Origin of the sequence: Glycomyces albidus (assembly GCF_009451885.1) — a bacterium.
Taxonomy (GTDB): Bacteria; Actinomycetota; Actinomycetes; order Mycobacteriales; family Micromonosporaceae; genus Glycomyces; species Glycomyces albidus.
Map to the genome: position 1 here is coordinate 90747 of NZ_WIAO01000011.1, position 26628 is coordinate 117374.

Below are 26628 nucleotides of genomic sequence, written 5' to 3' on the forward strand. Positions count from 1 at the left end.
CCGATCTATCTGGTTTGACTGGCTTGACTGGCTTGACACCTTCTACGATTTCCCGGCGGGGGCCTGCACCTTGCCGGAGGGTCGACTCGTCATCGCGCGCGACGCTGCTGACGGAGTTGACCTGTGGGACCTCGATACCACGACCAGACTGTGGACGATTCATGTTTCGGAGCCGTGAGAGCATTGGACTTCTGTGAAGACGGGAGACTCGTCATCGGTTCAGGGCGGGGTATCGCGGTGTACCGGTTCGACCATCGCAGGTCCCATTGGAGTCTCTGAGCTCGGCGATGGCACCTTCGATATAGCGGTGCGCGACGTGACCGGACCGGGCGGTTCGCCGTCGCCGCGCAGGCCATGGCGAAGCCGTAGCCGAAGATGAGTTTCGGGGTCCTATCGAGCGCGTCCCACTCGGCGCCGCACCTGCACCGAAACAGGACAATGACTCGACCTTCCAAAGTCGCCGCATTGTGGAGCGTGGACGGTTATGGTCGCTGCGTTATTCACCCGGGACAGTCGCCACGGCGCGGCCGGTAGGCGGCGCAGCTCCGGATAGCCGACCTGGTCCATCGAGGCTCACGACCGGGAAGCGCGCCGTACCGTGATTTCAATATTTATTGAAAATTCTGACATCCCTGGTAGGCTGTGATGGTCCGAGTGAGAGGAGTCCGCATGAGCGGGGAGCGCACCGCCCGGCACGACTACGCCGATGAGATCGGCGCCTATTTCGAAGGCTTCGGCCTGCCGCGCATACCCGGCCGCATCCTGGGTTGGCTGCTGGTGTGCGAGCCGCCGCATCAGTCGCCCGAGCAGCTCGCCGAGGAGCTGGGGGTCAGCCGCGGCTCGGTGAGCATGGCCATGCGGATGCTGCAGCGCAACAACGCCGTCGAGCGGGTCACCGTCCCCGGCTCCCGCCGCACCCACTGGCGGCTGCGGCCCGGCTTCTGGCTCGACGAGGCCGCCGAGAAGGCCAAGCAGGCCCGCGAGTGGATCAAGCAGGCCGAGCGCGGCCTCGACGTCCTCGCCGATGCACCGCCCGAGTCCCGCCGCCGCCTCGAAGAGGCCAAAGAGATGTACACCTTCCTGGCCGAGCAGTACGAGCACATCGAAACCCTCTGGTACGAACAGCGAAAGAAGTGACGGAGATGAGCCCGGTCATCGACATCGACGACCTCACCTTCACCTACCCCAAGGCCGCCGAACCGGCCGTCCGCGGCATCGGCTTCAGCGTCGAGGCCGGGGAGGTCTTCGGATTCCTCGGTCCCTCCGGTGCCGGCAAGTCCACCACACAGAAGATCCTCACCGGGCTACTGACCGGCCACGGCGGTTCGGTCGCCGTGTGGGGCAAGGAGCCCGCGGCGTGGAAATCCGAGTACTACCAGCGCATCGGCGTCTCCTTCGAGCTCCCGAACCACTACCTCAAACTCACCGGCCTCGAGAACCTCGAGTTCTTCGCGTCGCTCTACAACGGGCCCACCGAGGACCCCATGGCGCTCCTCGAACGGGTCGGTCTCGCCGACGCCGCCCACGTGCGGGTCGGCAAGTACTCCAAGGGCATGCAGATGCGCCTGGTGTTCGTCCGTGCGCTGCTGCACCGCCCCGGTCTGCTGTTCCTGGACGAGCCGACCTCCGGCATGGACCCCGCGAACGCCCGCATCGTCAAGGACATGGTGAACGAGCTGCGCGCCGAAGGCCGCACCGTCTTCCTGACGACTCACGACATGACCACCGCCGACCAGTTGTGCGACCGGGTCGCGTTCATGGTCGACGGCCGCATCGCCGCCCTCGCCTCCCCCGCCGAGCACAAGCTCTCCCGCAGCCGGCGCACGGTGACCGTCACCTACCGGGCCCTCGGCTCCGACGACCTCGCCGCCAAAGACTTCCCGCTCGACGGCCTGGCCGAAGACGAGGCGTTCCGCTCGCTCCTGCGCGAGGCCGCCGTCGAGTCGGTCCACAGCCAGGAGGCGGACCTCGAAGACGTCTTCATCGACGTCACGGGAAGGAAGCTGTCATGACCGGCGTCTTCGCACAGGCGCTGCGTCTGGATCTGCGCCTGCTGCGCCGCTACGGCCTGCTGTACGCGGCGCTGTTCTCGGCACTGCTGTGGGAGGCGGTCGTGTACCTCATCCCCGGCCACCTGCGCGCGACCGCCGCGGTCTACATCGTCTTCGGCGACCTCGCCCTGGTCGGGTTCTTCTTCATCGCCGGCGCGGTGTTCTTCGAGCGCGGCGAACGGACGCTGTTCGCACTGCTGACCTCACCGGTGCGGTTCGGGCACTACTACGCCTCGAAGCTGGCCGTCCTCGCCGGGCTCAGCCTGGTGCTGTCGCTGATCATCGCACTCACCTCGGTCCACTTCGCGTTCGAGCCGCTGTCGTTCCTGGCAGGCGTGGTGCTGTGCGCGCTGCTGTTCCTGACCGCGAGCTTCATCTCGGCCACACCGTTCGGATCCATCAGCGAATGGATCATCCCCTCGACCGGGGTGCTCGCGATCCTCAACGTCCCCCTGCTGAACTACTCCGGCCTGTGGGAGCACCCGGTGACCTACCTGATCCCGACGCAAGGGGTCCTTCTGCTCCTGGGCTCCTCGATGGGGCGAGTCGAACTCGAACCCTGGCAGTGGACGTACTCACTCGCTTACCCCCTGGCGGCACTTGCGGTGCTGTGGACGGCCTCCCGCCGGATGTTCCTGCGCCACATCGTCGCCGGGGAAGGAGGCCGCTGACATGGCCGGAGTCGCAGCGGCCTACGGCCGCAACGATGCGCGCAGCATCCGGCGCGACAGCCTGCTGCTGGGCGTCGCCGCCGGGCCGTTCATGTACGCGGCCGCGATGTGGTTCCTACCCGCGCTGACCCGATACCTCGACCGCGACCACGGGTTCGACCTGGTGCCCTATCACGCGCTCGTCCTCAGCGCCTTTGTCGTCATCGGACCGGTCGCGGTCCTCGGCGCGGTGTGCGGGCTCCTGCTCATCGAGGACAAGGACCAGCGCACGCTCGCGGCCCTGCGCATCACCCCCGCCCCGCCGTCGAGCTACCCGCTGTACCGCGCCGGCACCACCATCGCGGCCACCGCGCTGTCGCTGACAGCCTCCATGGCGCTGACCGGCCAGATCGAGGCCGAGGTCGTGGCGGCGTCGGTCCCGGTCACCCTCCTGTGCGGGCTCAACGCCGCAGCCGTCGGGTTCGGGCTGGCCGCGCTGGCGCACAACAAGGTCGAGGCGCTCGCGCTGATCCGCGCCATCGGCCTGCTCCTGTTCGGACTGCCGCTAGTACCGTTCTTCTACGACCACCCGGCCCTGATCGCCTTCGGCGCCATCCCCACGTACTGGCCCGCAAAGGCCTTTTGGGAGATCTGGGACGGCGGCAATCCATGGCCGTACCTCGCCGCCGGGGCACTCTACGCCGGAAGCCTCGCGTGGTGGCTGCTGCGCCGGCTTGCCTCGCAGAAGCACTGAACGCCCCCGGGCCGCCGACGCGCCCCCGTGCACGGCGGCGGCCCGCAGCAATTCCGCGGTGCGGCTCGCGGTCGCCGATCGGCAGTCGTGAACTTCCGGGGTCTAAATCTTGAAGCGCGGATGGCCGGTTGGTTCTGGGGAACGGTATGCCTGAGTGCGCCGGGAAGTCTGGTCGGGCGAGAACTTGTTCCCTTGACCGATCGGTGACCCTGCACGATGCGGAGCTTGTACAAGTCCGAACCCGGGCGGTCTCGCACTGCTGCCGGGCGCGCCTGTCATCCTGGCCGGCACGCGCCGTTGCAGCCCGATCTCCGAGAACTGCACACTGGCGCACGCCACGTTCCTCGGCACGGGCCCGGCACGCGTGGTGTTTCTCCGTGGCACCAACTTCAACGCCGCCACGTGCCTGGCAGTGGCCTGCACGAACTGGTCCCCGACGACCCCGAGACCGCCGGCCTGCTCGCCTCGCCCATCTCCACCAGGCCCGCGAGGCCGCCCGCTTCACCGTCGACGGCCACACGGTGCGGAACTGGTCGAGTCGTTGGTTGAGGCCGACGCCGGCTGGGGCAGAGTCGTCGGGGCTCAGGCCGGTGCAAGCACACCCGCCTCAGCGGGGCTCGGCGCCGGCCCGCACCCCACTCCTATCGCTAGTTAGCTAGACTTGAAGGATGGAGAGGCCGCCATTCCGCGTCACGGCCGCGACACTCGACGTCCTCGAGATACTGCTGTCCGGCCTCGGGGAGCTGTACGGGTTGCGGATTGCGAAGCTGATCGACCGCCCCAGCGGCAGTGTCGTCCCGATTCTCATGCGCCTCGAGCGCTGCGGGTGGGTGACCAGCGACTGGGAGCCCGAGTCTCGCGATCGGCGCGGACCGCGCCGCCGCTTCTACGAGCTCGACCCCGACCATGCCGCAGCGGCCAGGGAACTGCTCGCCGACCGCAGGCGCGCGTCCATCGACAAGGCACACCGGCTGCGACCGGGACTGGCGCAGCGCATCGATCGGCCCGCACCTGCCCGGGGGACGATATGATCGCCATTCTCGCTTTCGTACTCTCGGCCGTCATCATCCCGATCGGACTGCTCCTACTCGTCGAATGGGCGCCGCTCCTGGCTCACCGAATCGTTCGCGCGGCAGCGGCCCGACTCGGCGAAGCTGCGGCCAGCGAACGCTATGTCGCCGAATGGGAAGGGGAAATGGCCGAGCTGCCCGGCGGGCTGTCGCAGCTGTGCTTCGCCCTCGGCCGCATCCTCTACCTCCCGGCCATGACCCGAGAGATCCGCCGCTCCTGGCTGCAACCGGGGGACCTGGAGGGGCGGGACGGAAAGTTCAAGTGGGAGATGCTCATGCCAGTCGGTACCCCGTCCATAGGTGACGAGTGATAACCGCCAGCCTTCGACTTCGTCAATGTCGTGTTGAAGCACAGCGTCTAATTCTGTACCGGGCATGAGACCTTGCTAGGCCACCAGATGGGTGAGGTTCCCGAGTATAGTGACGGATGCAGGCGTCGCTGCCAGTCGCTTATACGACACCACCTTGTCCCCGAACGGCGTTGCGGATTCTGGATAGCCCCAGCGCTACCCGTAGCAGGTCGTAAGGGAGAGCCTTCGTGTTTCGTTGAGGATCGTTTCGAGTAAGTGGACATGGAACGCACATCGCACCAGCAGTCCCAGCGAACTTGAGCCAGTTCTACGAGATGCTTGCGCGACGAGGGCCCTCGAGCAGTTCGCGGAGCGCGCTCGCCAATGGCAGTCCTCCGCGGTCGGCTATATGAAGCGCCTGCTGCCAGTAGCGGCGGGCATGCGTCCACCGCCGGGTTCCCCAAGCGGCGTGGCCCAATCCCGCAAGTGTGTGCGCTTGACCGACGCGATCGCTCGTCTCTCGATAGGTCGCCAGGGCCCGCGTGAATTCGGTTGCCGCGGTAGCGAACGCGTTGCGGGCGAGGGCCGCTTCTGCGAGGCCGCGACGGGCGTTGGCCTGCCCTGCGATGTCGCCGATGCGACTGCAGCTCTCGAGGGTGCGCCGGTAGAGGCGCTCGGCGCGGTGGACGTCGCCGAGGCGCAGGGTGACACCCGCGAGTCCACACCAGGCGTAGGCGGCGCCTCGACGATTGCCGATCTGCCGGCAGAGGGCCAGCGACCGACGGTACTGCCGCGTCGCGGTGGCCACGTCGCCCTGTTCGGCGGCGACATCGGCGAGCGCGCGAAGTCCGTACGCCTCGCCGATACGGTTGCCGATGCGGTGGCAGATGTCGGCGACCGCGGTGGCGTGCGCCGCGGCGGTTGCGTGGTCGCCGACGGACAGCGCGATCTCCGCCAAGCCCCACAGCGCCTCCGCTTCACCGACTGGGTTCCCGAGCTGGCGATGGATCTCCAGTGCCGCCTCGTACCGTTCCCGCGCGGCGGGGTAGTCGTCGTTGGACGCCGTCTGAGCGAGGCCTCGCAACGCGTCGGCCTGCCCCGCGCGGTCGCCGGTCCGCCGGCGCAACCGAAGCGCTTTGTCGAAGCCCGCAGCGGCGGAACGGAATTTGCCGGTCAGTCGGTCGAGTTCGGCGAGTCCTGCACGTGCATCGGCCTCCCAGGCGAGATTGCCCGCCCGGTACGCGATGCGCAGCATCTGCTGGTTACAGATGCGGGCCTCATCGTAGTGGCCGAGCAGCCGCAGGCCGCGATTGAGCGCCGCCGCCAGGGCGGCGACTTCCTCGTCGTGGTCGGCGACGTGCAGGCACGCGAGGAGGCTCGCACGATCGGTGCTGAGCCAGTCGGTGTCTTCGCCTCCGGCAGACTCGAGCCGATGTCGGTAGTGTCGCAGCAGGTTCGCGACGGCCGCGTGCTGGCGGCTCGCGGGATCCTCGCGGTGCGCGAGTTCAGTGGCGAAGGCCCGCACCGAATCGTGGAACTCGTAACAGTCCTCGGCACGCCGCAGGAGCAGGCTCTCGTCGTAGAGCCGCACGAGCTCGGCCGCTGACCGCTTCACCGATTCGCCCGCCAGGGCTTCGACCTCGTCGGGACGGAACCGGCGCCCTGGATGTATCGCCAGCAGTCGGAACAGGCGCCGGGCCGGTTCGGGCAGGCCATTGTAGGAGAGTGCGAGCACTGGCCCGCTGTGCTCGTGCGGGGAAATGCGGCGCAGGCGTTCCACATGGTCGCCGATCTCCCAGTCCGGTTTGCTCTCCAGCTGGCGCCCGACGGCCGCCAGCTCCAACGGCAGATGGCGGCACAGCTCGATCAAGGCCATGGCGTCTTGGGGCGCGGCGTCGAGACGACCTGTCGGGTCGTGGCGCCGGAGTATGGCAAGTGCCTCGCGTGCGGCCAAGACGTCGAGTGGCACGCGAGCGGCCGACTCCAAGCTAGTGAGTCGGCGGCGGCTGGTCACCAAGGCCACGCTGCGGGGGCCGCGTGGCAGCAGGGGCCGAAGCTGCGCCTCGTCGGCGGCGTTGTCGAGCACGATGAGCGCGCTGCGAGGTGCGAGTTCCCGGTGCAGGAGCGCCACTCGGGCTGCGGGGCTCAGCGCGTCGATCCTGCGACCGGGCACGCCGAGGTGGCCGAGGAACCCGCGCACGACGGCGTCGGCGGCGGCCGGGGGTTCCAACCGGTCGTAACCGCGAAGATCGACGAAGAGACGCGTGTCGCCGGTCAGGCCGGCGTCGACGAGATCGAGGGCGGCCTGATGGGCGAGTTCGGTCTTGCCGATCCCGGCCATGCCCTCGATGACGATGACGGCCGCCTTGTTCTCGGCCCGGGCCGCCTCTGCGATGGCGACGATCTGCTCGCGTTCGCCACGGCGCCCGGTGAACGTGGCAGCGGGACTCGGCACCGCATTGCGAGTGGCGACGATGAGGGAGCGGTTGACGCGGTCGATCACGCGATGGCATGCCTGTTCGAGCGTGCGTAGCCCGGCGGCGTCGAGTCCGAGGACGCGGGCGATGTCGAGCACGGTGCCGGGGTTCATGCGCCTTCGACCGTTCCGGAAGTAGCCGTGGATGGTCGCCAGCGATGGCGCCCTATCGGGAATGGACTGTGCTCGATGGATCGACTTGATGCCGGCCAGGATGGTGCGGAACGACATGTTGCCCGCCGCCGACCGCAGATCTCGCAGGAATCCTGCCAGGTCATCGAGGGTCTGGATCGCCCGCGCATCTGTTTCTCGCTGTCCCACAGCGCCTCCCAGGTCCATCGGCCGGTCGGCCGCCGAACGAGTGGATGGTAACCCGCGGTGCCGACACCGTCCTGTTTCCCTGCTCCCCGGACCGGGTGCCGGTGCCGCCGTTCGATTTCGTTCGGGAACCACTCTCGGCCTCCTCCGCCCGCCAGGATCAGATGGCCAGGTGCGCGCAGAAGCGTGACGCCCTGGGGAAAGGAAGACAGATGACCATTCGCCTTCGAACTTCGCTCCTGCGGTCGCTGATTACAGCGGCTGCGGGCGCCATGGCCTTCATACTGCTCGGCGCGTCCCCGGCGGCCGCGCACTACGTGTACCAGGAAGGCCACGTCTACCGCACCAACGACCTCTGCGTCCACGAGCGCTCCGAGATCTCGCACGGCGACGGCGGCGGGTACTCGCGCGTCGACGTCTCCTCGACGACCATTCTGGCACCCGGCGGCGCCTTCCCGTGCGCTCACGCGAACCACAAGCCCGCCAACAACATCGCCGCGAAGATCCAGGTGCTGGCTTGGAACGGCAGCGCCTGGTATGTGTGCGCCGAGACCGCCTGGGTCTACAACGACCACACCACGTGGCAGCTCATCATCGAGTCGCGAATGCTCGGACTGCCGTGGTGCGGTACCGGCTGGTACGGCACCATGGGCCACGGCTACGTCTGGAACAACGCCTGGTACGGCGGCACGATGTGGTCCGGAAACCACTGGCTGCCGGACTACTCCCTCAGCGCGACGGAGGCCCCCACCCACATTCCCGAGGCCGGCGACACCGTCGGTGTCCTCGACGCCTCCGGCAACGAGGTGCTCGACGCCGATGGCGAGCCGGTGACCGTGGTCGTCGGCGAGGCACCCGCCTCCGGCCCGGACACCGCCATCGCCGATGCGGGGACCTCCCTGACCGCCGAAGACGGATCCACAATCACCGAAATCCCGCTGTACCAGACGTCGGAACTGGTCACCAATAACACCTGACACCGGAGGGCTCGCCGCTCGGCGAGCCCCCGGGCAGCTCGTAGAACTGCCCGCCGCTGCCAACCCGCAGCGGCGGGCGGCCCCTATACGCCTGCTGGGGTCCGAGGCGACCTTGCGTTCGGGGCTCGCTGTGGACGTGTCCGCTCCCGCTCCCGGGCCGTTCGACGGACCGGCGGCGATGCGCCATGGTGAACCGAAGTCGAGTGGCGGCCGCGGCCGGGCGTGAACGGTGACAGCGTCGAAGCCTTGCCGGCGAGCGGGCCGGTTCAGCTCGGATCCGGTATGCAGTCAGGGTGCTGCTTTGCCAGCCAGGCCGCCATGTGCTCGCGCAGTTCGCACCGCAGGTCCCATTGGTCGCGCGGGTTGGCGGCGGAGATCAGGAGCCGCACCCGCATGACTCCGCCCGTGGCGTCGAGCACCGCGACGCTCGCTTTGCGCCCGTCCCAGAACGGATTGCCGGCCAGGAACCGCTCCAGCTCCTCGCGCACCTCGGGCACCGGCAGGGTCAGTTTCGCGTCGAAGACCACCGAGCCGAGCACCTCGGGCGTGTCCCTGGTCCAGTTGACGTACGGGTTCTGGGTGAAGTACGAGGTGGGGAGCACCATTCGGCGGTCGTCCCAGATGCGCACCACCAGGTAGGTCAGCGTGATCTCCTCGATCGTGCCCAGTTCGCCGTCGACGACGACCACGTCGTCGAGGCGCAGCGCGTCGCCGAAGGCGAGCATGATGCCGGCGAACAGGTTCTGCAGCATGGTCTGGGCGGCCAGGCCCGCGATGATCCCCGCGACGCCGGCCGCGCCGAGCATCGAGACGCCGACCTCGCGCAGCGGCGGGATGTTGAACAACACCAGTCCGATCGCGACAGTCCAGACGATGACCGAGGCGAGCCGGTAGAGGATCACCATCTGGGTGCGGCGGCGCCGCCCCTCCACGTCGTCCTGCTCGAGCCCGTCCCAGCGGCGGTGGATGGGCTCCTTGGCGACGCTGAGCAGGTTGGAGAGCAGCCACGCGCCCGAGGCGGCGGTGCCGAACAGAAGGGATTGGCCTAGGACCGCGTTCCACTCCCCGCCCCAGCCCAGCTGCCCTTGTTTCGCGGAGAGCAGGATCTGGAGGCCGCCGGTGACGGCCATCAACTGGGCCGGGCGCAGGGCCTTGCCGATGAGCCGGGAGGCGTTCTCGGAGCGGTGGCGCAGCAGCAGCCGGGTGACCACGAGTCGGGCTGCGCTCACCGCCAGCGCGCATCCGATGGCGACGAGCGTGATGACAAGCCAGGGGGCGGGGGCGGGCATGTCCACAGCGTAGCGTCGAACGCGACGAGGACTCGGACCTCGACGCGCGCACCGGGGTCGTCCGCCTGGTGCACCACCTGTCGAGGGATGCGGTCACTGCGTACGGGCTACCGGGTACTCGAGCAGTGCACACACGCCAGCAATGTTGAACGGGCGTGAGGCGGCCCGGCTCACGCCGTACCGCTACGCCATCACCGAATCCGCCGCGAGAATGCCGGGTGAAGTGGAGATGGCGGACTATGCAACAGACGTTGGTGCCGGAGGGGTACGGTATGCGTTGGTGTGCCGGGAAGTCTGGTCGGCAGGATTCGTTCCTTCGACCGATCGGTGACCCTTGGTATGCGGAGTCTGTACAAATCCGAAGCCGGCCAGCGGATCATCGGTCACTGGTGCCGCGCGCAGCTCGACGCATGGCCGGTACCGCACCGGCGCAGCCTGATCCCTGTGAACGGCGCGCTCGCGCATGCGGTCTTCCTCGGCGAAGGCCCCACGCGGGTGGTGTTCGTACCGGGCACCAACTTCAATGCCGCCAGCTGCCTGGGCGTCGCCGAGGCCCTTGGGGCCGGGTGGGCGACGATGGTTGTGGACATGCCCGGTCAGCCCGGGCTCGCCAGCGGTGAACGCCCTGCCACGCCGCTGCGGTCCTGGTATGGATCGATGCTCGCCGGCGTCCTCGATGCGGTCGACGCCCGGGACGCGGTGGTGGTCGGGAACTCGCTGGGCGCGGCGATCGCGCTCGCCTGCGAGTCCCAGCGGATCGCCGCGCGCGTCCTGTACTCGCCCGGCGGGATCGTCCCGCTGCATACCGACGCGCTCCTGATCCGGCGTTCAGCCGCATGGCTGCTGCGGCCTTCGCCGGAGCGGGCCCGGCGGCTGCTGGAGCTGTTCGTCGCGCCTGGCAGCGCACCTTCGGAATCGGCGGTGGCGTGGATGGACCTGGTTGCTCGGTACTGCCGGACGACTCTGGCCCCGCAGCCGCTGGGCACCCAGTTGCTCGAGCGGTGGCGCGGCACCCCGCTGGTGGCCGCCACCGGCGAGCACGACCGCTTCCTGCCCCCCGACCGGCTCGCGCCGGTAGTCGAGTCGGTGTTCGGCCGCCGACTGCACGTCCTCCCCGGCGTCGGCCACCTTGCGGTGGAGGAGCGCCCGGAGGACGTCGCCGACCTGGTCCAAGCAGCCCTCGACCTCACCACCCGTTGACCGTCAAACCCTGCCCACCTGGAAAGGCCCTAGAGCATTGACTGACAGCCCACCTGCCGCATCCGCGTACATGAGCGGCTGCGGCAACGTGATCATCGAAGCCGCCGACACCGCACCCGTGGTCAAGTTGCGCGCGGCGGCGGTTCGCCTGCCGGTACGCGAACTCGCCGACCTCGTGGTCTACACCGCCCGGGAAGCCGCGGACGCGAGGCGGACGGCCGCCGAGGACCGCGAGGCCGGACTCGCGTCGGCCGCCGACGCGCTCGCGGAGTTGAAGAACCTCCGCGACGGCATCCGAGCCGAGGGGCTCCAGGCGGTCATCGACCGAAAGAAGGCGGATTTCGGCGCCGAGGACACCGCTGCTGGCGACGATCCGCGAACGATGTCCCGACTCGCGCTCAACCCCGACGCGTATCCGACCGCGAACCTGGATGCGGCGATCGAACTGCTCGAACGCTTCCAGTCGACTCCCAGCGGCCGGCCCACGCCACTCGAAACCGACGCCGACACCCTGGTCGGCGTCGCCACCAGCCAGGACGGACAGGTCACGGTCGAATCCACCGCCGCCTACCCGATCGCACGACTCCTTTTGGGCCTGCACGCCAGAGAGATCGGCCCGGAGCTCCTCGCCGAGCAGATCACCGCGACCGCCAAGCGCGCCGTCGAGAACCGCGACGAGAAGCAGCGCGCGCATATCGACGCGGTCGGCCTTCCCTTGACGATGGACCAGATCGACGACCTCCCGGGCCAGATGGGGGACTACGCCCGCAAGGTCTCCGGCCAGGCCGCGTTCCTACAGCAAGACTACGAACAGCACATCCGCCGATTCAAGCAGTGAGGACCCCTGTGACCAAGGCAGACCCGACCCAGATCCGCACCCTCGGCCAGAACATCCAGACGAAGGTCACCCCGACCCTCGAGGAGGCCAATGAGATCCTCCCGAACCTGCGCGGCATCGACCAGGCGCTGTACACCTCGGTGACCCCGGCGCTCGCCGCCGTCTACACCACCGCCGTGTCCTACATGAACGAGATGGTCGCAGGTGCCGCCGAGTGCTTTCAGACCATGAACACCAACCTCGACGGGTGCGCCACCTCCTGGGAAGACGCTGACCAGGCCGCCGCCGACATCTTCAAATAGACCGCCCTCCCAAGAACTCGCAAAGGAACCCCGCCATGTCGATCGGCGCCCCCGACCCCAAGAGCTTCCAGGGCATGATGGACGCGTTCGCGATGGTCGCCCCCGCCGCGGCCGTCGAGATCGTCCTGCCCGCCTTCACGTTCGGGCCCTCCTGCACCCAGATCGCCCGCATCATCTACATGAACCAGTGCAACCCCGGCCAGATCATGATGGTCGGCGCGTTCTGGTTCCAGCTGGCCGAGAAGTACATCACCGCCGGCAAGGACCTCGAAGGCGAGGTCGCTGCGATGGATGCCGAGGCGTGGGAAGGTGACGACTGCGACGCGTTCGTCGACCAGTCCGGCAAGGTCTCCATGCAGCTGTTCACGATCGCATCCTTCGCCATCCAGGTCGGCCTGGGCCTGTTCACCATCGCCGCGCTGCTGGCGGTCATGGTGACCGCCTACGCGGCGCTAGCGACCTGTCTGATGGCGATGGCCTTGGTGTACTGGCCGCTCCAGGCGTTCCCGCTCACCGCAGCCGCCGCAGTGGCCGTGCGAACGGCGGCGATGGCCATAGCCGCCACCGGGCTGGGCATCCTGCAGACCATCGACACCGCGCTCGATGCGTTGGGCAACGGCCTAGCGGCGTTCATCGGCGGCGGCATGACCGCCTCGTGGGCGGTCCTGGCCACCCAGGGCAACGTCGTCAACCCTCTCGACCTGGTCGGACCCACCGCCTTCAACATGGCGAACGGCTTCGCCCAACTGGGTCTGCGCAACGCGCTCGCGCCTTCGGGCGGCAAGCACGTGGCCGGCGGGCTCGGGCACCTGTTCGTCGGCGGCCAAGGCGCCTACAACTTCGGGCTCAACGCCAACGACCTGGCCGGAAACGGCGACATCGACGGCAAGGAAGACCCTCGCGGTACCTACGGCATTGACCCGGGCAACCTCGACTTCATCCCCTTCGTCGACACACCTGAAGGGCAGGAGGAGCCGACCGGCACTTGGGAGAAGCCCACCTGGGCCGACGACGCCGCTCCGAACTGGAGCGGCAGCTAGTGGGCGGGGTCCGGTAACCCATGGGCGGTGACGACCTCCTCGGTCTCTGGCTCGGGCTCGCGGTGATCGCAGTGCTGGCCTCCTGGCCGGTGCTGCCGGGGCTGCGGCGCTTCGCCGGCTTCAAGACGTTCCCGCCGTTCCGGGCCTGGGCCGCGCAGCCGCATCCCGATGCGGCCGTGCCCGTCCGGGCCGGGCGCCGCCTGTCCCGGACGGCAGGGGACGCCGATGCGGCGCACGCGACGGTCGTGGTGCGCACCGCCTGGCGCAATCAGGACTCGCGCGACGTGCACCCCTCGCTGCGGGTGTCGCGGCCGCTGGTCCCGGTCGTGAGCGTCGACGGCTCGCCCGCCTCCTGGGGATGGGGCACGACCGAGCTGACACTGCCGCCGGGGCGGCACCTGATCGCGGTGACCAGCAGCCATTCCCGCTGCTACCAGACGGTCGACCTCCGCAGGGGCGAGCGGCGCGAACTCGACTACGCGAGCATTCTCGGAGCGACCGCCCACTGGTATGCCGAGGCCGGAGCCCAGATCCGGGACCTGACCGCGCTCGGGCCCCGTCGCCCCGGGCCCGGTGGGATCGGCTGGTACCACCTCATCACGGTCGGCGGGCTCGTCCTCGTCGCCGCGCTCACCGCCGTCGCCCTCACCAGCGCGGACCCCATCGCGGACCTGCTCATTCCAGCGGCGGTCTGGGGCGCGGTCGCCATCGGGCTCGGCATCGGCATCGGCGTCATCGCCGTCTCCCTGGTCCAGCAAGCACGCGCCCGGAAGGTCGTCACCGTTCCACCACCCAGCGACCGCACCGCGGCTACCGTCCGGGTCCTGGACGCCGACGTTCCCGAGCGACTCGCGCCCGCATCCGGATGGGCAGGACTCGGCCTCCACCTGCGGTTCGAACTCGATGCGCATCCCGAACCCGCGCTCGCCGCCCTCGCCGGCGGCCGGAAACCGAACCTGATGCAACGGTGGCGGGCGATCCGGATCGGCGAACCCGAGCCACCGGCATGCCGGCCCTGGATCCCGCCCCCCGAAGTACTGCTCGACGGCGAACCGGTGCCCGCGAGCTGGACGCGCATGTGGATGCAACTCGCGCCCGGCGAGCACGAACTCGTCGTGCGCGTCGCCGCTCCACCGAGCCAGATCGACGCCCGGACGATGCTCGATCTCAGCGAGGCCGAGCTGCGCCGGCGATTCCGAACCACCGCCGGAGAAACGCTCGACCTGCGGTTCACCGCCGACATCGCCGCGCTTGCCGCACACAACCGCCCCCAACTGGCCGCAGTCCGCGCCAGATGGCGCTGACACTCCATGCCCGCGCGACCGCTGATGCGCACCGCCACGGGCGACAACCTTCCACCGCGCGAATGCAGTCTCAACGACGAGATGCACCCGTCCTCACCGGCCGCGCGTACCCGAACGAGGATTCCCAAGGAGCCACTGTGAACGAGACCCCCGACAATGAGCCGACGCAACCCGGTGACCACCAGGTCCCCGACTTCGACTTCGCCGCCTTCATGAGCGGCTTCCGGAATCAGATGGCGCAGCTTGACGAGCACGCGCGCCCGGTGCGGCGCCTCATCGAGGCGACCAGCATCCGCGTCGAATCCGAGGGCAGCGAAGTGGCCCTCACCGTCACCGTTGGCGGCGACCTGGTCGGCATCGAGTTCCTCTCCGCCGCCGAGGACCTCGCGCCGGTCGATCTCGCCGAAGCGATCATGACTACCTACGAGCGCGCCAAGCAGACCGCCCGCGAACGCTCCCCGGAGGTCCTCGGCCGGTTCCTGGACCACCAAGCCCGCACCATGGCCCAAGCCGAGGACCTCCTCCGTCAAGCCCAAGCGCGACGAGCCGGAAGCGACGGCGAGACTCCTCCGGAATCCTGACCCTGATCCTGACAGGCGTTCAGTCCGAGCCAGCCGACCTGGAGAGGAGCCCGTTCGATGACAGGCATGTCGGCGCACCCAAGCCGGAGAGCGTTCGAGCACATTGCGCGGTACTACCGAGGCGACCGCGATTTCACCGCCAGCGCGCAGCTGTTCGTCGAGGCAGCTTTGGACAATGCCGAACCGGTGCTCGCCGCCGCGCCGACGCCGCGCCTCGACCTGCTCCGCAGCACCCTGGGGAATGCCACCCCGCGGGTGTCGATGGTCGACCTGGCCGACGCCGGGCGCAACCCCGCCTGCATCATCCCGGTCATGCGCGAGTTCTGCGACCGGCACCCGGGCCGGCGTACTCGCCTCCTGACCGAATCCACATGGGGCGATCGCAGCCCCGCCGAGCGCCGGGCCTGCATCACGCACGAGGCCTTGGTCAACCTCGCCTTCGTCGGGCACACGGCGACCGTGCTGTGCCTGTGCGACGTGAACCGGCTCGACGCCGCCATCGGCGACGCGTTCCGGTCCGCGCATCCGTTCCAGCTCGCGCACGGCCGTCTCCAGGTCAACGACCGGTACCGTCCCGACCTCCTCGGCGCCATCGCGAACCAGCCGCTGCCGCCCCGACCGCCGACGGCGATCGAGCGCGCCGTCGACGCCGCCACCGTCGACCATGCGCGCTGGTTCGCCACCGCATACGGCCGCAACGCCGGTCTCGACGCCACCCAGCTCATCGACCTCGAGATAGCGGTCACCGAACTCGCCACCATGACCGCTCTGACCGGGGACGGCACCGGCCTGCTGCGGATGTGGACCGATGCCGACCACATGGTCTGCGAAGTCAGCAATCGCAGACATCCGTCCGATCCTCTCGAGGGCCGCCGACCCTTTCAGGAAGCCGACCCACTTTCCCGCGCCCTCCTGGTGGTCAACCAGGTAGTCGACCTCGCTCATACCCACACCGTCCCGGATCGCACGACCACACGGATTCACCTGCGACTGGCCTGAGAGCCGGCCTCGACCGGTCTGGCCGGGACCGTCGCGTCGGCGGCGGCTGAGTGACCGAACCGTCAGAAGCCCTTCCCGAGGCACGAGACAGATTCACTGGTCGATGGTCGACCTGATGAGCAAGCACCTCACCGAGCAGTCGGCCCTCTAGCGACCTTTCGCTGCATCCGACATATTGCTCTGGTCGAAGCCGAATGCTCTCTCAGCGCAGCCGGACCGGGCTGCAACGGTTCGCACCGCTCGGGCCTGCGGGCCGGTGGGCTGCGCTGTCATGGATCGGGGCGCTGTCTCGTTAAGAGGGTGCAAGACTCAGACAGGAGCCAGACATGAAACACCGCATCATCGTCCTCGGCGCGGGGTACGCCGGGGCGTTCTCCGCCGGCCGGCTCGCCCGCCAACTGCATCCGGACGACGTCGAGATCACCGTGGTCAACGCCGAACCCGACTTCGTCGAGCGGCTTCGCAACCACCAGGCGGCCGCGGGGCAGGAGCTTCCGCGCCGACCGCTGTCGAAGGTGTTCGCGGGCACCGGGATCCGACTCAAGGTGGCGCGGGTGACGAGGCTCGACCCCGACCGCCGGACCGTGCACGTCGAAGACAGCCTCGGCACCGACACGCTCGAGTACGACACGCTGCTGTACGCGCTCGGCAGCACAGTCGACGACCACGGCGTCCCCGGCGTGCGCGAGTACGCCCACCACGTCGCCGCCCGGCCCGCCGCGCTTCGCCTGCGCGAGCGCCTGGACGAGCTCGGCGACGGCGGGAGGGTGCTCGTCGTGGGCGGCAACCTGACCGGGATCGAGACCGCCACCGAGCTCGCCGAGTCCCGGCCCGGCCTGCGCATCGCACTCGCCACCAGCGGCGAACTGGGAGGCTGGCTTGGCGACAAGGCCCGTCGGCACCTCCTGCGGTCCTTCGAGCGGTTCGGCATCGAGGTGCACGAGCGCGCCCCGATCGGTCGGGTCGAGGCGTCGGCGGCGATCGCGGCCGACGGCACGGTCTTCGAGACGGACGTGACCGTGTGGGCCGCCGGGTTCGCCGCTCATCCCATCGCGGCCGACAGCGGGCTCGCCGTCGAGGAGAACGGCCAGATCACCGTCGACCGCCGGATGCGGTCGGTCTCGCACCCGGAGGTCTTCGCCGCCGGCGACAGCGCGTTCGTCATCGCCGAGAACGGGAAGCCGCTCCCGATGTCGTGCGCCTCGGCCGGCCCGACCAGCAAGCAGGCGATCGCCGGGATCGTCGGCGGCCTCACCGGCCACGAGGTGTCGCTGACGAAGTTCCCGTACATCGGCAACCACATCAGCCTCGGCCGCAAGGACGCGATCTTCCAGCTCGTCGACGGCGACGCGCAGGCCAAGCCGGGCGCGATGCTGGGCGGCTCCGCCGCGCGGGTCAAGACGGCGATCCTCAAGACCGCCGCCTGGAGCGTCGCCCACCCGACGTCCGGCCTGCCGACCCGCAGGCACCGCAGCGCAACAGCCGAGGACAGGACGGTGCGGACCCTTGCCGCATAACTCCGCCGACACCACCGGGGAGCGCTTCGAGGTCAGCCGGCAGCGGCTGGCCTCGCTGGCGTACCGACTGCTCGGCTCCGCCGCCGAAGCCGAGGACGTGGTGCAGGACGCGTACCTGCGGTGGCAGGCCGCGGACCCGGAGCGGCTCCCCGCGCCTGAAGCGTGGCTGACGAAAACGGTCACAAACCTGGCCGTCGACCGGCTCCGGTCCGCGAAGGCGCGGCGCGAGCGCGCCGTCGGCGTATGGATGCCCGAACCGCTCCTCGAAGGCGACCCGATGCTCGACCCGGCCGAGACCGCCCAGCAGCGCGAGACGGTGTCGTTCGCGGTGCTCACCTTGATGGAACGGCTCAGGCCGGTCGAACGAGCCGTCTACGTGCTGCGTGAGGCTTTCTCCCACAGCCACGCCGAGATCGCCGCGATCCTGGACATCTCCGAGTCCGCCAGCCAGCAACACGCGCTCCGCGCCCGGCGCCGCCTCGGCGCCGGAGCGAACGTCACCTCCGTCGACCGCGCCGAGGTCCGGCGCGTCGTCGAGGCGTTCGTCGAGGCCGCGTCCTCGGGACGCACCGCTCGGCTGGTGGCGATGCTGACCGACGACGCGACCGCGGTCTTCGACGGGTTCGGCCTGACCGAGCGCCTGCTGCGATTCTCGGTGCCCGAGCGGATCGCCGCCGCCCTGCGGTCCTCGTTCGAGCCCACGCCGGCGAAGCGGCGACTGGCGGGCGGTGCGATCCGGTTCCACGCCGGCACCGTCAACGGCGCCCCCGCGATCATCGCCGTGCTCGACGGCCGCGTGGCAGGCCTGGGCGTTCTCGACTGCCGCGACGGCAAGGTCGCCGCGGTGTACGGGATCGCCAGCGCGCCCCGGCTCGCCCGCGTCGCCGAGGCCTGGCGCGGGAAGAAACCCAGTGAGCCGATCGCGGCATGGTGACGGGTCGAGCGGCCCGAGGTCCAGGCCGCCCGACCGCGACGGCCCCTCGCGCGACACCGACCGGTCGGGCGGCGCTCCTTGTGTTCCGGGAAGATGCTGCAGCATGCTAACTCATTGGCGGGTTGCCAATTTCTTCCTCGCACACGCATGCCGGTGAGGCCAAATTCCAACTGCAGGCCGACCCGGTCGCGGTGTTGTCCAACGCCATGCGGCGGCGATCGTCAGAGGCGGCGCCGCCGCGAGCGACAGCCGCATCAGCACAGGTGCGGGTTGCGCTTACTCATCGCCCATTGAGGTGAGTCGCGGAGCTGCGAGCGTGGCCGCGGCGGCTGCCGTCCAAACCAGTGGGCGTGGGGCAGGTGGATGGTGTCGGGGCCCGCTCGGAGGAGTTTGAACACATTGGAGAACGCCAGGGGCGAGCGGACATCGCAGATGGCGCGCGCGTCGCGGTCGCGTGCGCCCCGCTGCGCCAGAGCCGAGGCCGGTCCCGGGCCGGGATCAGCCGGACGGCCTCGGCAAGGCGCGGACGAGCGTCCCCCGCCGAAGAAGTGCAGCGGTTTCGGTTCCGAGAAGGACGGCAGGCGGTGCCGGAGCCGGCTCAGGGCGGCCGATCCTCCTGCGCTTCTTCGATCGGGCGGGTGGCGGTCGATGTCAGTGCAGGCTGAGTGCGACTTCGGTGTTGATATGGGTCAGTTTATGTGGGTTGCGGACGAAGTAGAGACCGGTGATGCGCGCGTCCTCGACCCGCACCGCGATGACGCCCTCGAGCTGTCCTTCGACATGCAGCGCGAGGGCGGGGCTGCCGTTGATCGCGGTCGGTTCGAGGGTGAGTGCGACGTCGTGCCTGGTGAGGCCTCCGACCACGAACCGCGCGACCTTGTCCGCGCCGACCACGGGCCAGGGAGCCGCCTGCTTGACGCCGCCGCCGTCGCTGATCGCCACCACGTCGGAGGCGAATACGTCGAGCAGTCCCTGCAGGTCCCGGGTCTCGAGCGCGCGCCGGAACGCTTCGACGACCGCTTGCGCCTCGCGCGCGCTGACCGAGCGGCGCGGCCGGCGGGCTTCGACGTGGCGGCGGGCGCGGTGAGCGATCTGGTACACGGCGGTGTGGGTCTTCTCCAGTGCGGCCGCGATCTCGTCATAGCCCAGCCCGAACGCTTCGCGGAGGACGAACACCGCTCGCTCGGTCGGAGTCAAGGTTTCGAGCACGACCATCAGGCCCATCGAGACGCTTTCGGCGAGTTCCACATCGGCGGCGACATCCGCGGTGGTGTGCAGCGGCTCGGGCAGCCAGGAACCCACGTACGCCTCCCGCCGACGCTTGGTCGATCGCAGCTGGTTGAGCGCCTGCCGTGTGGTGATCCGAACCAGGTAGGCGCGGGGGTTGTCGACGAGCGACGCGTCGACGCCGGCCCAGCGCAGCCAGGTCTCCTGCAGGACGTCGTCGGCGTCCGCCGCGGATCCGAGCATCTCGTAGGCGATGGTGAACAGCAGATTGCGGTGCGCGACAAACGTTTCCGTTGCGGCGAGCGTGGCGTGGCCGCCGAGGTCCGCGTCCTGGCGCCGCTCACCGGATGCACCCGTCGAGTTCATGGAATCCCTCTCCTGTCGTCATGCTTGCAGAGGCGCCGCGCGCCCGATTCGGACACCGCCGGAACCCGCCTCTGGTGATTCCAGTCGGTCCGGCTGCGGCTACGCGCCCGGTGCCGACTCGTTCTCGCTTCTGGCCCCGAGCTGGGCGGGCCGGTGCACGCCGTCCTTCGGCCAGTGGTGCGAGCCGGGCTGGCGCGCCTCGGTCACCAGGTGCTTGACGCTGGCGGCGCACGAGAACTCCTTGAGTTTGCGGCCCATGAACCCGGTGAAGTACCACCGTTTCGCGGTGTCGTCCTTGTCGAGCAGTTGGAAGATCCCGGCACCGCGGCCAAAGCTGAAACACATGGCCTGGAACGACAGGTCGATGGGTGCCGGGCGCTCATCGGCGATCCGGGCCAGCACCGTGTCGGCGGCGTGGGCGCCCAGGCATCCGGCGATGTAGGCGCTCATCCGGAACGGCAGGTCCGACGGCGCCGAAGCGTCGCCCGCCGCGACGATGCGAGGACTGTCGACGCTGGTCAGCGTCTCGTCGGTGAGCAGCCGTCCCGCGGTGTCGGTGCGCAATCCGCTGCGGCGGGCCAGCTCGGGCACACCGAAACCCGCAGCCCACACGGTGACCTCACTGGGCAAGGCGCGACCGTCGACCAGTTCCACCTCCCCGGACCTCACCGCAGTCACCGACGTCCCCGGGCCTTCGATCACCTCGACGCCCAGTCCAGTGAGGTATTTGCGGGCGGTACGCCGCGCGCTGGGGTGCAGCGACGGGCCGACGACGCCGCCGCAGACCAGCCTGACACTGCGGCCCTGCTCAGCCAGTTCCGCAGCGGTCTCGATGCCGACCGGCCCGCCCCCGACGACCGTCACCGCGGCCGCCATGGGCCTGTCCTGGAGCACCGATCGAAGCCCTTGCGCCGCTTCCAACGTCGCGACCGGGTAGGCGAACTCGGACGCGCCCGGCACCTGGAGGCCGCCGCTGTGGCTGCCGACCGCGTAGATCAGGTAGTCGTAGCCGATACTGCCGCCCTCGGCGAGGGTCACGGTGCGCCGGGCCGCGTCGATGCGCGTTGCATTGTCGACCAACAGGTCCACGTCGTCGGCAAGGACCTCCTGGTAGTCGACGACCGCATCGTGGGTCCCGGCCACCAGCTGGTGCAGCCGCAGCCGAGGTACGAAGACCTGCCGCGGATTGACCACGGTCACCTTCACGTCCCCGCGCTGCCGCATCCGGTTGGCCGCCATCACTCCGGCGTATCCGCCGCCGACCACGACGATCTCGATGTTCTTGCCCATGGTGTCTCCTTCGATCCGAGAGGGTCGAGAACAAGACACCGCTCCGGCGAGAATCCTGACATCGCATGAACCAGATCACGGCACGGCCGGTCTGCTCCCTGCATTCGGCCGGCCGATGGGCCCGGGGGCGAGGCCGTCGGCCCGTTGAGGCTCCGAGTGATCCGCGTCATCGCTCACCGCTGTCAGGAAACTGCGATCGACGGTGTCCCATGCACGAACAGTCGCCTCCACACTCCTCAAGGAGAAGCCCATGAACCTCGCCCTCTGGATCGTCGCCGAACTGCTCGCCGCACTCGCCCTGTTCAGTGGCGCCACCAAAGTGCTCCTGCCGAAGTCCAAACTGGACGGATCCACCGACTGGACCGGGAACTCGAGCACTGGCTTCGTCAGAACTTTGGGAGTTCTGGAGATCCTGGCCGCCGCGGGCCTGACCCTGCCCGCGGCGCTCGACATCGCACCGGTATTGGTGCCGGTCACCGCCGTGTGCTGGATGCTCCTCATGATCGGCGGGATGATCACCCACGCCCGCTACGGGCACTACAAGTACGCAATGCTGTGCCTCGCCCTCCTCGCCGTGGCCGCCTTCGTGGCCTGGGGCCGATTCGGCCCCGAGTCGTTCACCGGCTGACCTGCAAGCAGTCGACGTTGCGATGCGGGAATCGGGGCGCGTCGAGTGTTCGAGGCGCCCCTCCTCGACGACGGCACCGAGGAGGGCGGCAGGTGCGTGTCCGGACCAGGTGCCGGCGGCCGGCCTGCCGACGCCGTGCGAACGCCCGACGGCAGGACGGGGCGCACCGAAAGGGCGGCGCGCGTTCTCACACGGGCGAGCCGCCTGCGAACCCGGCGACCGCCCCGCCGGCCCCACCGGGCGCACCTCAGCGTCGCGACCAGCGTGATACCGGGTCTGTGAGGACGGCTCCTCCCGGACGCCTTCGCCAGGTAGGCGGCTCTTCAGCGTTAGCCAGCCGCTGGGTGCGTGTCGCGGAACCCGCCTGGGGTACTCGCGTGCATGTTCTTCGATTCCTGGGACGGGCTGCTGCGTGTGGCGGTTATCGGCGCGTGCGCCTATGCGTCGTTGGTGGCCGTGCTGCGGCTGTCGGGAAAGCGGACACTGGCGAAGATGAACGCGTTCGACCTGGTGGTGACGGTGGCGCTGGGCTCGACGTTGGCCACCGTGCTGCTCTCGTCCGAGGTGGCGCTGTCCGAAGGCGTACTCGCCCTGGTGGTGCTGGTAGGTGCCCAGCTGGCGGTCGCGTGGACTTCGGTGCGTTCGCAGCGGTTCCGAATGGCGGTCAAATCGAGGCCGACGCTGCTGGTGCGGCACGGTCGGTTGCGCGACCGGGTGCTGCGGGAGCAACGCGTCAGCCGGGCCGAAGTGCTGCAGGCCGTGCGCTCGCAAGGTCTGGGCGGATTGGACCAGGTGGCGGCAGTCGTGCTGGAGACCGACGGCACGTTCAGCGTCATCCCGGCAGCGTCCGCCGGAGACCTCGGCGCGCTCGAAGACGTGCCCGGCGCCAGCGGCGAATGACGCCGCTTCCGGACGAGATCGCCTTGCGCCCGAGCGCCGGCCACCGCACCTGGACCGGATTGGCCGGGCGCGCGCACGGCTCCGAAGTGAAGTCAGTCCGCCGCCTGGCACGGGTGTTCGGCGGCCTCGGAGAAGTCGGGGGACGGGTCGCTCCCGCGCCTCCTCGGGCGTCTCGGCCCGGCTGTTGCGCCCGATGTCCTCGAAGCGCCACTTCATCCCGAGGATCTCACGCCACAGCACTTGAACGGAATACCGAACCGCCTCCGTCGGGCCTTCGCCGGCGTCACCATCGATGGATCGGAAGCAGGGAACCAAATCCCCGCCAGCCGAAGCTCGGTCCACCGCCAAGCGAGCCGCATGGTTTGACGCCCTCGATCCGGGGCACGAACGGCGCTAGACCGGTTCCGTTCTGAATGCCGGTGTCGCCGGGGGACACCGGGGGCCGGGTACGGCCGAGGCGTGGCGGCGAGTGCGACGGGAAGGGGCGAATGGATTTCGAGAAGGCCGTACATGCGGTGGGCACGGCGGTCGACCTCGCCGGGGTGGCCGCGATCATCGTGGGCGCGCTGGTGGCGACGGTCCTGTTCGCGGTCCGCATCAGGAGCTTGGGGGACTTCGCCGCGGCCTACCGCCATTACCGCCGGGGGCTCGGCCGGTCGATCCTCCTGGGCCTGGAGTTCCTCGTCGCCGGCGACATCATCCGCACCGTTGCGATCTCGCCGACGTTCGAGAGTGTGGGCGTGCTGGCTGCGATCGTCCTGGTCCGCACCTTCCTGAGTTTCGCCCTCGAGAAGGAGCTCGAGCACACCGAGGGCGGCGCCCCCGCGAATGCCGAATCACCGGACCGACCGGGCTGATGAAGACCCCGACGGAAGCACCGGCGCGGGGCGGGCGTTCGGACACGGCGGTGCCACCGGGTCGTTCGCCTTCGCCGACATCGTGAACGGCATCGCCTGCGCCTACACCCCGCCCGGGACGAGCGCCTGCGCTGTGACAATGCCTCGAAGGCCCGCCATGATCCGCTGTCTCCTTGCGGGAACAGGTGGTGCTGGGGTCTTGTTCCACTTGGAAATGCCCGGCGGATAAGTGGAGGATGACGCTGTCCATGCCCAAACCTTCAGCCAAGGAAGCGAGTTCGTTCTTTCACAGGTTCGAGCGGTACCCGTCGGCGCCGCCGGCGTCCCCGGTCAGGTAGAGGGTGCCGAACCGTCGTAGAGGTTTCGTAGATCCCGTTGGCGGATCGCCCTTCGGGACACCGGCGGGAAGTCGCGGGCGGTGACTTCGACAGGGTTGTGCCTGGGGCCCGTCGCGCGCACAACGGTGAACTGCTGATCGAAGCCGACCGGCAAACCGAGCAGGTGCTGACCTACGAGCTCCCGGCCGAGCAGCGAAGCGGTACCGCCCGAGGAGTCCAGTGCACCGTCGAGATCAGCGATCGGTCACGTTGCAGGACAAGCCTATAGGGGTACCTTCCCCGTGCGCAGCGGTCGCCGGGACCGTTGCTCCAGCCAGGAGTGCTTATGACCTCAGGCAAGAGCGATCACGTCTCGTCTCGCACGGCGATGGGCTCCTTGGCCGGTGCTGTCCTGCTGCTCGGCATCGCGGACTCGATGGTCGGCTCCTACCTGGTCCTGTTCGCATCCGACCAGTTGCGTCTGGACCCGCTGCGTGTCGGCATCATCTCCTCGGCCACCGCCGTTGGCGGAATCGCGGTCAGCTGGCTGCTCGGCCGGTGGTTCGATCGCAGCCCCGCCCGCTGGTACACGGTAGCGGTGGCCGCGGCCAGCGCCGTCGGCCTCGTGCTGGCCAGCCGGGCCGCTTCCTTCGAGGTGCTCCTCTTGTTCGGACTCACGCTGCTGGGCAGCATGGCGGCAGCGTTTCCGCAGCTGTTCGCGATGGCTCGGCTCGTCCTCGGCGCCGGACCGGTCAGCCAGCGGTCCGCGCCGCTTCTGCGCTCGTGCTGGTCCACCGCCTGGGCGATCGGGCCGCTGCTCGGCGCGGCGGTACTCTCCCGGAGCAGCTACTCAGGACTGCTGCTGACCGCAGCCGGGGTACTCGTACTCGTCGCACTGGTCTCACTCACCGTGCCGCCACCGCGCGGCGGTCCGACCGCCGAACCGGAACCGGACGGATCGTCCAGCCAACCTCGCAGCGGCGCGGTCGCCTGGTTCACCACGAGCGTCACGCTCTTCTTCACCGCCATGTTCGCCGGATCGGTGGCGCTGCCGCTGTACGCCACCCGGTCTCTGGAACAGTCGCCCTCATCGGTGGGCGTGCTGTTCAGCGTCTGCGCCGTCGTCGAGGTCGCCGCCGCTCTCGGTCTCGCCGCAGTGCCGGCCCGCATCGGTCAGCGGGCGCTCATTCTCAGCGGTATGGCCGCGTTCGTCGCCTATTTCGGGCTTGTGATCCTGGCCCAGGGCATGCCGTTGCTGATCATCGCCCAAGTTGCCCGCGGCTTCGCGATCGCCGTGGTCGGCGCGGCCGGCATCCGGTTCTTCCAAGACCTGCTGGCCCCTGCCACCGGCAGGGCCACGACACTGTTCTCCAACGCCTCGACCGCCGGCTCGCTGGTGGCTGGGGTGCTGACCGGATTGTCGATCGGAAGGTTCGGGTACAGCATTACCCTCGCTCTGTGCGGCGCCGTCGCAGCCACCGCCGCTGCGGCGTTCATCGGCGGAACGGCGGCCCACCGGCCGGTGAACACCCGCACGACGGCGTTACAGTGCCCTGCCACCCAAGACCGCGGTGTCCGGCCCGGATCAAGCGACCAACGCTCGAGAAGGCGGCGCAGAGCAGCCAGCACCTGCTGCCAGCAACTCGCCAACTGCGACGAGACAAGCTCGAAGGCTACATTCGAGGATCACCGAGGGTCGCCTCGCCTGCGCCGGTGCGTCGGCACGAGGGCGAGCAGGTCCTCGACGACGGTTTCGACCGGAACGGTGGTATCGATCTCGAGGGTGGCGGTCTCGCGGAGGACGGGCTCGAACTCGGTGAGGTCGGCGATGACCTGGAGGCGCTCCGCCGGGCTCTGCACCGAGCGGTCGCCGGTGCGGGAGGCAAGGCGCTGGAGGACGATAGCCGTTGGGGCGCTGAGGAGCACGACGTGGTCGAAGCGGTGATAGAACCGGCTTTGGTTCCACACCGCCCCTGCGATGAACAGCGGCTCCCCGGAGCGTTCGTGGTCTGACAGCAGCGCCTCGATCCGGTCCTCGCGCCACGCCGGCGCGAGGTCGCCTCCGCCCGGCAACGGCCTCGGCTCGTTCCAACCGGGCCCGGATGCGCGACCAGGCGCGCGGTGACGACCATCTGCATCCCCGCGCGAGCGGCGTGGTCGAGAATCGGCGCCCACGACTTCCAATCCACCGACTGAGGTGCAGGCCAGGGCCGTCCGTCCGCCGCGATACGCGAATCTGCGGCCGGCCGACGGATTCGGATCGAACGGCGGCCCTCGACGTCCCGCGGCCTGCGTCGAACTCCTCAACCGAGACCGTGAGCTGGTGTTCCACGAACGGAAGGGCTGCGAGGCCGTCCGGGCGGGCGGAGACGCGGCGCCTGGCGCCGGTGTCGATGCTCGCCGGCGTCCTTGAGATGACAGTCACGCGTGCAGGTAATGCGGTCTTGGGCCTC

Annotated in this window: 24 protein-coding genes; 20 read left to right on the forward strand and 4 right to left on the reverse strand. The window is 69.3% G+C overall.

The features are described 5' to 3' along the window. Positions 1-669: 669 nt before the first annotated feature. From GFD30_RS11290 to GFD30_RS11315, 6 genes are all read left to right on the forward strand, one after another. Positions 670-1137 carry a GbsR/MarR family transcriptional regulator gene (locus GFD30_RS11290; RefSeq protein WP_125245899.1) on the forward strand — a complete coding sequence of 156 codons (468 nt, stop codon included), beginning with the start codon at positions 670-672 and terminating at the stop codon, positions 1135-1137. A gap of 5 nt (positions 1138-1142) precedes the next feature. After that, entirely contained in the window at positions 1143-2012 is an 870-nt protein-coding gene (locus GFD30_RS11295; RefSeq protein ID WP_153025307.1) for an ABC transporter ATP-binding protein, read from the forward strand. Further along, positions 2009-2722, forward strand: a complete 714-nt coding sequence (locus tag GFD30_RS11300) for a fluoroquinolone export ABC transporter permease subunit (protein WP_153025308.1) — start codon at positions 2009-2011, stop codon at positions 2720-2722. The genes GFD30_RS11295 and GFD30_RS11300 overlap by 4 nt, the downstream gene beginning before the upstream one ends. Position 2723: 1 nt before the next feature. Then, a complete protein-coding gene (locus GFD30_RS11305) occupies positions 2724-3455 on the forward strand; it encodes an ABC transporter permease (RefSeq protein ID WP_153025309.1) in 732 nt (243 codons plus the stop codon). 668 nt (positions 3456-4123) lie between these two features. Beyond that, on the forward strand, positions 4124-4486 hold the full coding sequence (locus tag GFD30_RS11310; protein ID WP_153025310.1) for a helix-turn-helix transcriptional regulator: 363 nt from the start codon (positions 4124-4126) through the stop codon (positions 4484-4486). Beyond that, positions 4483-4836: a hypothetical protein gene (locus GFD30_RS11315; protein WP_153025311.1), complete on the forward strand. Its 354-nt coding sequence runs from the start codon at positions 4483-4485 to the stop codon at positions 4834-4836. The genes GFD30_RS11310 and GFD30_RS11315 overlap by 4 nt, the downstream gene beginning before the upstream one ends. Before the next feature lie 307 nt (positions 4837-5143). Here GFD30_RS11315 and GFD30_RS11320 read toward each other — a convergent pair whose 3' ends face one another. Then, on the reverse strand, positions 5144-7612 hold the full coding sequence (locus GFD30_RS11320; RefSeq protein ID WP_194201931.1) for a tetratricopeptide repeat protein: 2469 nt from the start codon (positions 7610-7612) through the stop codon (positions 5144-5146). 269 nt (positions 7613-7881) lie between these two features. Between GFD30_RS11320 and GFD30_RS11325 the strand changes: the two genes are divergently transcribed. Continuing rightward, the gene (locus tag GFD30_RS11325; RefSeq protein ID WP_194201932.1) at positions 7882-8586 is read left to right on the forward strand and encodes a hypothetical protein; all 705 of its coding nucleotides are present in this window, start codon (positions 7882-7884) and stop codon (positions 8584-8586) included. Between the two features lie 266 nt (positions 8587-8852). Here GFD30_RS11325 and GFD30_RS11330 read toward each other — a convergent pair whose 3' ends face one another. Then, positions 8853-9875, reverse strand: a complete 1023-nt coding sequence (locus GFD30_RS11330; protein WP_153025314.1) for a mechanosensitive ion channel family protein — start codon at positions 9873-9875, stop codon at positions 8853-8855. A 282-nt stretch (positions 9876-10157) separates the two neighbouring features. Between GFD30_RS11330 and GFD30_RS11335 the strand changes: the two genes are divergently transcribed. From GFD30_RS11335 to GFD30_RS11375, 9 genes are all read left to right on the forward strand, one after another. Then, positions 10158-11075 carry an alpha/beta fold hydrolase gene (locus GFD30_RS11335; protein ID WP_153025315.1) on the forward strand — a complete coding sequence of 306 codons (918 nt, stop codon included), beginning with the start codon at positions 10158-10160 and terminating at the stop codon, positions 11073-11075. 37 nt (positions 11076-11112) lie between these two features. Beyond that, positions 11113-11913, forward strand: coding sequence for a hypothetical protein (locus GFD30_RS11340; RefSeq protein WP_153025316.1), 801 nt, complete (start codon positions 11113-11115; stop codon positions 11911-11913). 8 nt (positions 11914-11921) lie between these two features. Then, the gene (locus GFD30_RS11345; RefSeq protein WP_153025317.1) at positions 11922-12215 is read left to right on the forward strand and encodes a hypothetical protein; all 294 of its coding nucleotides are present in this window, start codon (positions 11922-11924) and stop codon (positions 12213-12215) included. Between the two features lie 35 nt (positions 12216-12250). Beyond that, positions 12251-13255: a hypothetical protein gene (locus GFD30_RS11350; protein ID WP_153025318.1), complete on the forward strand. Its 1005-nt coding sequence runs from the start codon at positions 12251-12253 to the stop codon at positions 13253-13255. 20 nt (positions 13256-13275) lie between these two features. Then, on the forward strand, positions 13276-14559 hold the full coding sequence (locus GFD30_RS11355) for a hypothetical protein (protein WP_153025319.1): 1284 nt from the start codon (positions 13276-13278) through the stop codon (positions 14557-14559). Positions 14560-14696: 137 nt separating this feature from the next. Beyond that, positions 14697-15140: a YbaB/EbfC family nucleoid-associated protein gene (locus GFD30_RS11360; RefSeq protein ID WP_153025320.1), complete on the forward strand. Its 444-nt coding sequence runs from the start codon at positions 14697-14699 to the stop codon at positions 15138-15140. 57 nt (positions 15141-15197) lie between these two features. After that, entirely contained in the window at positions 15198-16139 is a 942-nt protein-coding gene (locus tag GFD30_RS11365; RefSeq protein ID WP_153025321.1) for a sensor histidine kinase, read from the forward strand. A gap of 326 nt (positions 16140-16465) precedes the next feature. Continuing rightward, positions 16466-17656 carry an NAD(P)/FAD-dependent oxidoreductase gene (locus GFD30_RS11370; RefSeq protein ID WP_153025322.1) on the forward strand — a complete coding sequence of 397 codons (1191 nt, stop codon included), beginning with the start codon at positions 16466-16468 and terminating at the stop codon, positions 17654-17656. Next, complete coding sequence (locus tag GFD30_RS11375; protein WP_153025323.1) at positions 17646-18590, forward strand: sigma-70 family RNA polymerase sigma factor; 945 nt, start codon at positions 17646-17648, stop codon at positions 18588-18590. Before GFD30_RS11370 ends, GFD30_RS11375 begins: the two co-directional genes overlap by 11 nt. A gap of 651 nt (positions 18591-19241) precedes the next feature. On the opposite strand, the gene GFD30_RS11380 is transcribed toward GFD30_RS11375, so the two are convergent. Together GFD30_RS11380 and GFD30_RS11385 are read right to left on the reverse strand one after the other, a co-directional pair. Next, positions 19242-20183, reverse strand: a complete 942-nt coding sequence (locus tag GFD30_RS11380) for an RNA polymerase sigma-70 factor (protein WP_153025324.1) — start codon at positions 20181-20183, stop codon at positions 19242-19244. A gap of 99 nt (positions 20184-20282) precedes the next feature. Continuing rightward, on the reverse strand, positions 20283-21473 hold the full coding sequence (locus GFD30_RS11385; protein ID WP_153025325.1) for an NAD(P)/FAD-dependent oxidoreductase: 1191 nt from the start codon (positions 21471-21473) through the stop codon (positions 20283-20285). 250 nt (positions 21474-21723) lie between these two features. On the opposite strand from GFD30_RS11385, the gene GFD30_RS11390 reads away from it, so the two are divergent. The 4 genes from GFD30_RS11390 (at position 21724) to GFD30_RS11405 (ending at position 26120) form a co-directional block, all read left to right on the forward strand. Next, positions 21724-22101: a DoxX family protein gene (locus GFD30_RS11390; protein ID WP_153025326.1), complete on the forward strand. Its 378-nt coding sequence runs from the start codon at positions 21724-21726 to the stop codon at positions 22099-22101. A gap of 381 nt (positions 22102-22482) precedes the next feature. Next, the gene (locus tag GFD30_RS11395) at positions 22483-23001 is read left to right on the forward strand and encodes a DUF421 domain-containing protein (RefSeq protein WP_153025327.1); all 519 of its coding nucleotides are present in this window, start codon (positions 22483-22485) and stop codon (positions 22999-23001) included. 488 nt (positions 23002-23489) lie between these two features. After that, positions 23490-23858: a DUF1622 domain-containing protein gene (locus GFD30_RS11400; protein WP_153025328.1), complete on the forward strand. Its 369-nt coding sequence runs from the start codon at positions 23490-23492 to the stop codon at positions 23856-23858. A gap of 663 nt (positions 23859-24521) precedes the next feature. Further along, a complete protein-coding gene (locus GFD30_RS11405) occupies positions 24522-26120 on the forward strand; it encodes an MFS transporter (protein ID WP_153025329.1) in 1599 nt (532 codons plus the stop codon). Positions 26121-26628 lie beyond the last annotated feature (508 nt).